Below are 12,219 nucleotides of genomic sequence, written 5' to 3' on the forward strand. Positions count from 1 at the left end.
GTCAGAGTATTCAATCGGCAGGTTCACCATTCCGGTGATTCTTGCATACTCGTCAACTCCCTGCCTTGAAGGGCTCTCCGGTTCTTTGCTACTGTTCTATTGCATGATCCGGGATGAAAGAGATTTGCCCAGGCTTTAGAGAAGCGCTTCCTAATTGTGCGCTGCTGAAAGCACTGAATCGCATCGCGGTTGCAATCGTCACGCCTTGTGGCCTCTGTCGCTGAACTGGGGGGGGGTGAGGCCTCGCCCTCTTGCGATGCGTGAATCATTTCACGAGGAAGTATGCGCGGAAGGCGTCGAAGGCGGGCTGGGTGGTGATGTCGATGCCTGTGGTCTCGTCGATCCAGCGGGACTGGTCGTTGAGAAGGTAGTTGTGATAGGCTGCGGTGGAGGGGTCGGCATCGCCGCTCCAGAGGCGGAGACGTGAGCCGGTGGTGTGCGGCTGCGAGCCGGGAGCGAGCGGCAGGGCGAGGCCGGTGCCGATGAAACGGGTGCCTGCGGACTGCGGCAGCGCGAGCGGCGCAGCGCGCACCTCACCGAGGAAGGAGAGAGTGACATCGGTGGTGCGGATCTGGACGAACAAGCCCTCCTGCGGCGGCACGACGCGGGTGGCGGTGGCTTCATCCGCCAGCGGATGGGTTTGGAAGCTGTTGGTGGCGGAGTCGAAGGTAAGAGCGCGGTCGGCTTCTTCAGGCGTGCTGCCATGCTCGAAGGCGGAGGCCGGGAGCAATGTGGCAAGCGTCCAATGCGGACGAATGGCGACGCGCGCACCGGCAACCGCAGCGACCGAGGCGAGCTTCAAGTCAGAACCAATGTCAAAGGTCTGGCCTGAGAGAGGCCCGTCGAGCACTTCGAGGTAATGCGCGGTTTCCGGTGGCAAGGTCACGGCAACGGGCAGGCTGATCTGCGTGTCATTGACGCTGGAAACGCGGCCGATAAAGACTGCCGGCTTCAGCAGCGGCATGGAGAGCGTCTGACGTCCGACGGTGAAGGTGCGGCGTGACCAGCCCTGCGCCGGAGTGACGGCGGCGGCCTCTGCAGTGCCGTTGAGGTCGGCATCGAGTTGAACTTTGAGACGGACGAAACCTTGTTCGAGCGCGGTGGCGGTCTCCAGGTCGGCGAAGCGCAGAGTTTCCGTCTGACCCGCGCCGATGGTGGTGCTAGGACTGATGGAGAGCTGCGTCCATGTCTTGAGATCAGCGCTGGATTCAAGGACGTAGCGCAGGTCGCGATGCTCACCGGCCGGACGTGTGAGAACTGCCTCGGTGAGGCCGGTGGTCGTGCTGGTGACGAGGCGGAAGCGGGAAAGCTGCGCACCGCTGGCCGGTGAGGTGCCGAGGGCGTATTCGAGCAGGTTGGTGTGACCGTCGGCGTCTGGATCGTCCTCAGGATCACTGAGACCGGCGAGGCTGTGCTGCGACTGCCAGGAGGTGAAGGTGGCGGGCGCGTTGGCGGTCTCCGTGGTGCCGGAGGCGAGATCACGGGTCATGCGCTGGCTGAGAGGCTGACCGGCAGGAGCGGCAAAACCGAAGTCGATGGTCATGATACCGGAGGAGTCCGCCACATCATCCATGAAGGATTCGTAGCCGTTTTCACCGGTGCTGGCGGTGGGGCTGGAGTTCACCGGCATGGAGCCGTAGGCGAGGTTGATGATGCCGGAGGAGACGCCGCTGACATCTGGCGAAGAAGGGTCGGTGCCGTTTTCATCGAAGCGGTCATCTTTGGCAGTGTCAGCCGTCGTGGTGAGAGAGACGTTGCCGAGGCCGGCCACGGCCACCAGCCCATTGAGCGGCGCGCCGCTGGCAAACATGGAGGCCGGGATGTGGACGTAATAAGCGGCCGGGGAGGTGGCCTGAAGCAGGTAGGTGCCGTTGGCGGCGGTGACGGCCTCGGAGACCGGCGTGTCAGTCACAACCTGCGTCTGCTGGAAAAGACGCACGGTGACGTTTGGCACGGGCAGGTCGATGCCGGACTCGAAGGTGCCGTTGTCGTTCACATCCCGGAAGATCAGATTGCCCACCATGATGGCCTTGGGTTTGAGGCCGATGTCGAGGGTGAGGTCGTTGTCCGAGTCGAAGGCGTTGTCACTGGTCTTGTCAAAGCCGGTCTCGCGGCCATCCGCGTCGGTGGGCATCGCACCGGACACCGGTGTGAAGACAGCGGTGGTCACGCCGGTGGTCTCCGGCTGCGCCGCAGGCTGGGCGTTTTGATTCACGTTGTCGTCATTGCCGCTGGAGCTGAGCACGGTGGGCACGAGGAAGTTCAGCGGACCGGCGGCGGCGAACTGCGCAGCAGGGATGCGCACCTTGTAACCATGCGGGGCGGTGACCGGCGGCCCATAGAGAATGAAGGCTCCATTGGCATCTGTGCTGGTGGAGCCGATCACGGTTTCCTCGCTGCTGACGCCGTCCACATGCACCAGCTCAAGCGTGATGCCCGTGAGGCCCGTGTCGATGCCCGTCTGGAACTTGCCGTCCGCATTCACATCACGGAAGACGAGGTTGCCAAAGCCGAGGCGGGTGGCGAAGCCAAAGTCGATGCTGAGATTGACGTTGCCGTCGGTGCTGTCATCGCTCGTGCCCTGGAAGCCGAGCTCATCCGTGCCTGAAGGCGCGGCACCCGCCACCAGCGTGACGGGAGGGGCGGTGATGCCGACCTGCTCAGGATGCTGCGCGTCGATGCCGTCCTCGCCAATGTTGTCATCCGCCATGGCGGTCTGATGACCGCGCATGGAAATGCAGCGGAAGAGAGGGCCTGGGCCGACAGGGCCGTTGTTGATGCTGATGGACTCCTTGAAGTTGTCCGCGGCGACGTGAACGGTGTAGGTTCCAGGGCTGAGATTGGAGAAGAGGTAACGTCCGTTCGCATCCGTATAGGTGCTGCGGATGGCGGTGGTGGAGTTGGTGCCCGCGTAGAGCAACATCCAGACGCCGGGCACGCCCTCGCCGAGATCTGCCACGCCGTTCTGATTGATGTCATCAAAGACGAGGTTGCCGATGCTCATGAGGTTCGGCAGATCACCGCCGCTGAAGCCAAAGTCGATGGTGAGGTCGGCGTCGGTGTCATTGAACGAGTCCTGGGCGGCCAGATAGCCGTTCTCAGTGCCCGCATCTTCAGGCTCGGTGCCGTAGGCGAGTTCAAAAACGATGGAGGTGACACCTGTGAGCGCCGGAGCGGCGGCATCGAGGCCGTCTTCACCCGCTTCATCATCGGTGCCGTCGTCATTGCCAAACCCAGGTGAGGAGGAGGCCCCAACCAGTAGTCCGCCAGCAGCGAACTCGGACGCAGGCACATGGATGAAGTACTGACCAGCCGTGTAGGCGCTGAGAAGATAGGAGCCGTCGAGGGCGCTGGTCGTCTCCATGACGGGGACGGTGTTGGCATCGTTCGGATCATCTCCAAAACGGAAGAGGCGCAGTTTGACGCCAGCCACACCGAAGTCGCTGCCATCATAGATACCGTTGCTGTTGAGGTCGCGGAAGACCAGGTTGCCCACGCTGAGCGGTTTCGGCGAGAAGCCGAGATCGATGGTCAGATCGACGTCGGCATCGGCATAGTCGTCGCCTTCGGAGAGATAACCGGTCTCCGTGTCATTCAACGTCGGCGCGTTGCCGAGCAGGACGGTGAAGAGCGCGGTGCGCACACCTTCGGTGAGAGCGGAGCCGGTGGTGTAGCCATCCTGGGCGGTGTCATCATCCCCTGACGTGGTGGACGGCGCGTTGGCAGCCACAGGCAGCGAGGGCACGCTGCCAGCAAGGGCGGCGCCTTCGGCGAAGTTGCTGGCAGGCACACGGACGTAATAGCTGCCCGGAGCCACATTGAAGCTGTAGAGACCGCCGCCTGAGGTCGTGGTGGTCGCGATGGCGGTGGTGGAGCCAGGCAGGTTCGACCACAGCTCAACGGTGACGCCATCGACGCCCAGTTCGGTGTTTGGATCGAAGATGCCGTCGTTGTTCGCGTCGCTGAAGACCAGATTGCCGATGGTGACCTGCGGCACGAAGCCAAAGTCGAGCGTGAGATTCGTGGAGGCGTCATCGAGATCGTCACTGGAGCCGAGATGGCCGCCTTCCTGGCTGCCCACCGGCGCGTTGGCAGAGGAGAGCTCGAAGACAGCGGTCTGGATGCCATTGGCCGACGGGTTGCCATCGTCGATGCCATCCTCACCGAGAAGGTCATCACCGCTCTGCACGCCGAAGGAGCTGGCATGGAAGTAAAGCGGCATGCCAAAGTCGAACTGCCATGAAGGCACGCGGAGGAAGTAACGGCCAGGGGCAAGATCGCTGAAGAGGTAAGTGCCGTCCGTGGCAGAAGCCGTGGTGGCGACCGGAGCGTCAAAAGGAATGACGCTGTTCTCAGTGTAGATTTCGACCGTGACACCGCTCACGCCTTCACCCGAGTCGGCACGGCCGTTGTAGTTCGCGTCAATGAAGACCAGATTGCCGACGCCCACCGAGCGGAAGAAGCCAAAGTCGATGGTGAGGTCGTTGTTGTCGTCGTTCACATCGTCGGAGAATGAGTCCGCACCGAACTCACCGAGAGAGTTGGTGGGCTCCAGATCAGGAGCGAGGCTGAAGGAAGCGGAGGCGATGCCGGTGGTCGTGGGATCCACTGAATCGATGCCGTTTTCATCAAGATTGTCGTCGATGCCATTGTCCGCGCCGTCACCCGGGATCGAGCGCCAGCCGGAAAGCGGCTTGCCGGCGGCAAACTCGGACGGCGGGATGAAGACGAAGTAATCTCCCTCGGCCAGATTGCCGAACACATAGTGGCCGCCGTTGTTGGTGTGAGTGGAGGCCAGCGGCACGGCGGAAAGAGGATCTGCCGCCGCGGCGAAGAGCTGCACTTTGACTCCGTCGATGCCCTCGCCCGCGTCGAAGACGCCATTGCCGTTGAGATCGACAAACACGAGGTTGCCGACGCCGACCGCGTTTGGATTTGACGGCGCAAAGCCGAAGTCGAGCGTGAGGTTGAAGTTGTCATCGTCAAAAGCGTCGATGTCCGCGGCGATGCCGGTCTCACCACTGGCCGCAGTGGGCTGCGCATCGACCGCCAGACTGAAGACCGCGCTGCTGATGCCATTGAGGAACGGGGTGGGGTCGTCGATGCCGTTTTCATTGTCGGGCGCGTCATCATCGACCACAGCGGTGACGTTGCCGGCACCAGCGGCGGATTCGAGGCTGAAGAGCGGACGGCCTGGCTCAAACTCCGAGGACGGGATGTGCAGGCGATAGTCACCGGCAGGCAGCGAGTCGAAGAAGTAGCGTCCGCCGTTCGAGGTGACACGGGCGAAGATTGGCAGGCCAAATCCGGGGGTCTGATCAGCGCGATAGAGTTCCACGGTGACACCATCGACACCTTCACCAACATCTGCGAAGCCGTTTTCATTGCTGTCGATGTAAACCAGGTTGCCGACGCCCACAGGAGTCTGGAAGCCGAAGTCGATGGTCAGATCGACGGCGGCGTCGATTTGATTATCCGAGTTGCTCTCAAAGCCGGTCTCACCGCTGTCATCGGTGGGCGCGTTGCCGGGGAAGAGGCTGATGACGAGGGAGGACACACCGTTGGTGGCGGGATCGCCGTTATTGACTCCGTCCTCGCCGACATCATCATCTCCCACGAGACCTTCAAGGATGCTGATGCGCTGGAAGAGCGGAGCGCCGGACTGGAACTGCGAGGCGGGGACATGAACGACGTAGTTGCCCGGGCGGAGGAAGTTGAAGCCGTAACGTCCCTGCGCGTCGGTCGTCACGAACGAGAGCGGATTGTCCAGACCTGGGAACTGGGTGTCTGCGTAAAGCTCGACGCGGACGCCGGGCAGGCCCTCGCTGGCATCGAAGTGGCCGTTGGAGTTGTTGTCAGCAAAGACGAGGTTGCCGAGCGCCACTGGACGGAACAGGCCGATATCGACGGTGAGGTTGATATTAAAGTCATCGAGGTCGGTGGCGGAGTCATGACCGGTCTCGATACCAGTGTCGGTGGGAGCCTCCTCACGCACGAGATTGATGATGCTGCTGCTCACGCCGGTGACCCAGGGCGAGTCGCTGTCGATGGAGTCCTCACCCGTGTCATCATCCCCGTTGGAGAAGCCAGGAAGGCTGAAGAGACCGCGCAGGCCGCCATTGGCCTCGAACTGCGGCGCGGGCAGGTGGATGAAATACTGGCCCTGCCAGAGGTTGCTGAAGAGGAACAAGCCGCCATTGGCTGTGACCGTCGTGGCGACGGGCTGCGTGACGCCAGGAATGTCACCCCAGCGATACAATTCAACGGTGGCCTCGTCCCTGCCCTCTCCCACGTCGAAGCGGTTGTTGCCGTTGGCATCCACAAACACCAGGTTGCCGATGCCCATGATTCCAGGCTCGACGAAGCCGAAATCGATGGTCATGTCGCCATTGGCATCGACGGTGTAGTTGTCGAGCTCGCCACCACGCGCGTGCTCTGCGGCGCTGGTGCCGTTGCCCAGTGGCTCGGTGCCCGGCGTGAGGGTGATGAGCGGGCTGTAAACCGCGGTCTTCGGACCATCCGGCTGGCGTCCGCTGTCATCGCCGTCGATTTGATCATCAAGGATGGAGGTGATCGGACTGCTGTAGCCGCTGCCGGCCAGCGGCAGGCCATCGACGAAGTTGGAAACAGGAATCTGCACCTGGTAAACACCGGGAGCCTGGCCGGAGAAGTAGTAATGACCATTCGTGTCGGTGTAGGTCCAGCCCACGAGAAACTCCGCGCCGTCACCGACGTTGCCGTTGGCATCCTGCCAGAGTTCAACGCGCACACCGGAGATTCCCTGCTCGCTGGCATCCTGGATACCGTCCGCGTCGATGTCATTCCACACGATGGAACCGATGGCGACGGATTGCGGCAGCGGGGCAAACGGACGGCCGATGGCGAGGTCACGCGGACCGGCCCAGATTTCGTTGTTCGGGCCTGGCGGGCGCGGAATCGGCACCTCGTGGATGCTGACCGTGCCGTTCGGCGCACCGGCGACGTCGACGTTGATGAGCGCGCCACTGATGTAGGCGCCTGCGTTGACAGGCTTGCCCCAATGATAGCCAGAGATGTAAAGGCGGCCGTTCGCCGGATTGAACTCGATGTCGCGAGTGTCCACATCTCCCATGCCGGCCGTGGAGATCGTGGCGATGAGTTGTGGCAGGCCGGGAGCCGCAGGCGTGGTGAGATCCACACGGAAGACCTCGCCATCAGAACGGTTCACGCCGTAGAGCGTGTTGTCGTGGATGTCGATGCCAGAGATCAACGCGATGGACTGGCCGCCGGGGACCATGTCCACGATTTGAGTGTCACTGACAACGGTGTTGAGCCATGCGCCCGTGGTGGAGCTGTAACGGCGAACCTCACGATCCGCGCCAGTCTGCACCACAAGGTAAAGATTGCCATCCGGGCCGAAATTGATGTCCTCAACCCCCGTTTGGGTGATGAAGGTGAACGGAGCGGCCCCGATGGGCGCGCCCGGCGTGGTGCCGCTCGGCCCCTGGAAGCGCACGACGCGTCCACCATTGGCATCCACCACATAGAAGTGACCATCCGGGCCGATGGTGAACTGGGCGATGAGGCTGACGCTGGCATTCGAGTTGTCCAGCACCGGACCGAGATCCAGGCCGGCAGGACTGATCTTGCGGAGGTTGCTGGCACCGTAGTGGGCGACGTACCAGTTGCCGTCCTGGCCGAATTCGATGGCATAGGGCAAGTCACCCCAGTCGGTATTGCCCTGGCTGAGGCTGTTGCCAAAGCCGGAGACGAGCGGCCCGGTGTAGAGGCCGGTGGTCGCATCGAAAGTCTGGACGCTGTCGGCCTGCGTGGCGGAGACATAGATGCTGGGGGTGACGTTGTAGAAGCCAAAGTCGATCGTGGTTTCGTCATAGGTACCACCACCGGTGCCAGGCTCATCCGCAGGAGTGAGCGTGATGATGTGGCTGTAAGTCGCACCACCGTTGATCTGATGGCCGTTGTCATCGTGGTCGATGCCGTTGTCAGCGGAGATCGTCACGCTGCTGGAGAGCGGCTGGGCGGCCGGAGGCGCGGGAACGCGCACATACACCGTGAGCGGAGGCAGAGCGGTGAAGAGGTACTCTCCTCCGTTAGCCGAGGTGGTGGCGCGCAGCAGCACATCATCGGTGCCGCCGATACGGTTGTCGGCGCCCGTGGTCCATAGTTCGAGCAAAACGCCGTCGATGCCAGGCTCGCCCGGATCGCGCAGGCCGTTGTCATTCGTGTCCTGCCACACGAGATTGCCCACGCTCATGCCGCGGAAGATGCCAAAGTCGATGGTGTAATCGGTGTCGGGGTCGCTGTCTTCGACCGTGGGCTCGCCGCCTTTGGTCAGGGCGATGATCGGCGAGAAAACGGGTGTGCCAGCTCCGCCGGGCTGGGAGGCGGAGTTGTTGTCGTTGTCGGTGCCGTTGTCGAGATTCACCGGATTGCCGCCCGGAATGTTCAACGCGGTGGGCATGAGCACACGAAGGAAGAAGCTGCCGGGCTGGAGATTATCGAAGTGATACTGGCCGAGAGCACCCGTGACGGCGCTGCGGAGCAACAAATCGCTGTTTGGACCGCTGCCACCGATGGCGTGGTCCGCGCCGGGATCCCACAGCTCCACAGTCACGTCCTTGATGCCGGGCTCGCCATTGTCACGCAGACCGTTGAAGTTGGTGTCCTCATAAACAACATCGCCCAGGCTCAAACCTTTGACCAGAAGCGAGTAGGACTGCGTGGAGGAGCAGTTGTAGGAGTCAGTGACACGCACGGTGAAGCTGGCGGTGCCATAGACCGACGAGGTGCCGGAGAGCAGGCCGGAGCTGGACAAGGTGATGCCCGCAGGCGGCGTGCCGGCGATCACGCTCCAGGTGTAAGGCCCGGTTCCGCCGCTGGCGTTGAGTTGCTGGCTGTAAGGCGAGCCATAGTAGGCGCTGGAAAGCGTGGCGGGAGTGATGCTCATGCTTGGGCAGTTCACCGCCAGCGTGTAAAGCCGTGTGGCGGCGCAGTTGTAGGCATCACGCGCCTCGACGGTGAAGGAGGCGGTCATCGCCTGCGTCGGTGTGCCGGAAATGAGACCGCTGGAGCTGAGCGAAAGACCTGCGGGCAGCGTGCCGCTGGCCACGCTCCACACATACGGAGCAGAGCCTCCCACCGCATTGAGCGGCGCGGAATAGGCGCTGCCGACGGTGGCGTTCGAGAGCGAGGAAGGAGTGATCACGAAGTCAGGGCAGAGCACCGTGATCGTGTAAGGCTGCGTGCCCGGAGCACCGTTGGCATCCAACGCCTGCACGGTGAAGGAATAAGCGCCCGGCGCAGCCGTGGTGGAACCCGAGATAACACCGGTGGAAGAAATCGTGATACCAGAGGGCAGGTTGCCCGTCAGCTTGCTGTAGGTGTAGGGAGCCGTGCCGCCGCTGGCGGTGATCTGCTGGAAGTAAGGCACGAGACGTGTGGCGTCAGGCAGCGTGGGCGGCAGGATGGAGATCGGCGGATAATCGACCGTGAAGGTGTAGCTTTGTGTAGAGGAGCAGCCATCCGCGTCTGTGGCGCGCACCACAAACGTGCTGCTGCCCAGGCTGGTAGGCGCGCCGCTGAGCACACCACCAGCGGAGAGCGTCATGCCCGTGGGCAGCACACCGGAGGCCAGACTCCAGGTGTAAGGGGCCGTGCCACCGCCCACGGCCAGCGTCTGGCTGTAGGACGCGTATTGCACGGCGGAAGGCAGCGGCACCGGGCCGATGGAGAGCGTCGGGCAGGCGATGACAATCTGCAAAGCCCGTGTGGTGGAACAGTTCACCCCGTCGGTGGCGCGCACCGTGAAATTGTAAGTCGCTGGAACACCGGAGGGCGTGCCGGAGATCAGACCCGTGTTGCTCAGTGACAAACCGGCGGGCAGTGTGCCGCTGGCGAGGCTCCAGGTGTAAGGCGCGGTGCCTGCGGACGCCGCAAGCTGCTGCGCGGGATAGTCCACCCCTTTCGTGCCGGATGGCATGGCCGGCGCGGTGATGCTGATCGCCGGGCAGTTCACCACAATGCCGTAAATTCTCGATCCGGCGCAGCCGTTCGCATCTGTGGCGGAGATGGTGACGTTGTAGGTTCCCGGAGCGCTGGTGGGTGTGCCGCTGAGCACGCCGGAGGTCGTGAAGGTCATGCCTGCGGGCAGAGTGCCGCTGAGGCTCCACTGGTAAGGGCCGGTGCCTGCCGAAGTGGTGAGAGTCTGCGGCGTGTATGCCGCGTACTGCGTGGCGGCGGGCAGGGTGGCAGGAGTGAGCACCAACGACGGACAGGTGATGTTCCAGGTGATGGCATTGTCCATCAAGCAACCGTTGGCATCTGTGGCACGGATCACAAAGCTGTAAGCGCCGGGGGCTCCAGTGATCGTGCCGCTGAGCAATCCGCCGCTGGATATTGAAAGACCGGCGGGAAGCGTGCCCGAAGCGCGGGTGTAAGTGTAAGGCGACGCGCCGCCGGACGCGGTGAACTGCTGATTCACCACACTGCCCTGAGTGACCGAAGTCAGGGTCGTCGGGGAGAGTGAGAGCACCGGGCAGAGCACGCGCAAAGTCATCGCCTGCGTGGCGGAGCAGTTGGAGGCGTCACGCACGCGCACCGTGAAGCTGTAGGTCGCAGGCGAAGCATTGGCCGTGCCGCTGAGCACGCCCGCGCTGGAAAGCGAAAGCCCGGTGGGCAGCGCGCCGCTGCTAATGCTCCAGGTGTAAGGCGAGTTGCCGCCTGCCGCGTTGAAAGTGGCGCCGTAGGAGGAGCCGCGCATCGCATCCGCCAAAGTTCCGGGTGTGATGGTGATCACCGGGCAGGAGCGCAGCCCGAAATCAATCGTGTTTTCCGTGTTGGTGACTCCCGTGCTGCCCGGCTCACCACCTGCGGTGAGCTGGAACACCATGCTCATCACCTCCGTGCCGGCACCCGCAGGCTGCGAGCCGTTGTTGTCACCGTTCACGCCGTTGTCAGCAGTCACCACGGCGCTGCTGGCGAGCGAGAAGGAGGCCGGCGGAGTCAGCCGCACATAATAGGCGCCCGGCGCATAGGTTTTGAAGCTGTAGCTGCCATTGCTCTGGGTTGAGGTGGTCTGCATCACCGTGTCCGCATTCAATCCCGTGCCGCCGACCAGGCCGTCAGCGCCCGGCGACATGAGATCCACCTGAACACCGCTGACACCGGCCTCTGTGGTGTCCTTGAGTCCGTCGTTGTTCAGGTCATTCCAAACCAAATCGCCCACCGTGAGACCGGTGAAGAGGCCAAAGTCGATGGTGCCGTTGCTGTTCGTGCCATCACCGTCAACCGCAGAGCCAGGCTCCAGGCCGATGGCAAGATCGACCACCGGGCTGAACAGCGGCGTGCCGGGTCCGCCAGGCTGCGCGCCGTTGTTGTCGTTGTCGATGTCATTGTCCAAGGCGACGGGCACTCCGCCGGTGCCGGGGATGCTCACCGGCGGAGTGACACGCACATAGTATTTGCCAGCCACCAGGTTGTTGAAGGTGTAGGCGCCCGCGCTGTTGGTCACGATGCTCGCGCCGACCTGCGTGTCCGCGTTAAGACCGCTGCCGCCGATGGCATTGTCCGCGCCAGGACTGAACAACTGCACCGTCGCGCCGCTGATGCCGATTTCACCCACATCACGCAGGCCGTTGTTGTTGGCGTCGTTCCAGACGAAGTTGCCAACACTGACCCAAGGTGAAACAGAGCACGGTTCCGTCGCCAGAGTGAACACACCCGCCGGATCGGTCACAAACGCGCCCTCCGTCGTCACGCCGGGTGTGTAGCTGAACGCGGTGAGACCGCCGTTGACATCATAAGTCGGCGCGGAGTCGAGATCGACCATGCGCAGCGCAATGCCGGCGCTACCGCCTGCTTGGACACCTTCCCAGGTGCCCGCGTCGATGCCCATCGCGCTCCAGTTGGTAGCGTTGTTCAAACGGCTGACATCAAGAACGAGTTGGAAGCGTGCTGAGGAGCCTGTTTCCGTGACCTTCTTTTGCAGCACATCGCCCGCCGTGGTGCTGCCTGGAGCCGTGCTGACCATGAGGTTCGCGGCATTCTGCCAGCTCGTCTGTCCCAACGCCGGATCATAGCGATAGATCGCCACATTCGGGTTCGCACGATTCTGGCCGTCAAAGTAGATCACCGCATGGTTCGCCGTGGCCGGATCGGAGCCGGTGCTGACCAGGAACCACAGCGCGTCCACCTTGCTGCTGCCGATCTGATTCACCGTAA

1 protein-coding gene is annotated in these 12,219 nt (G+C 62.9%); it reads right to left on the bottom strand.

The features are described from left to right. Positions 1-265: 265 nt before the first annotated feature. Positions 266-12,190, bottom strand: a complete 11,925-nt coding sequence (locus tag ACILSI_RS25695; protein ID WP_395724786.1) for an SdrD B-like domain-containing protein — start codon at positions 12,188-12,190, stop codon at positions 266-268. Between the last annotated feature and the right edge of the window lie 29 nt (positions 12,191-12,219).

This window comes from Prosthecobacter sp. (assembly GCF_044232965.1).
Taxonomy (GTDB): domain Bacteria; phylum Verrucomicrobiota; class Verrucomicrobiia; order Verrucomicrobiales; family Verrucomicrobiaceae; genus Prosthecobacter.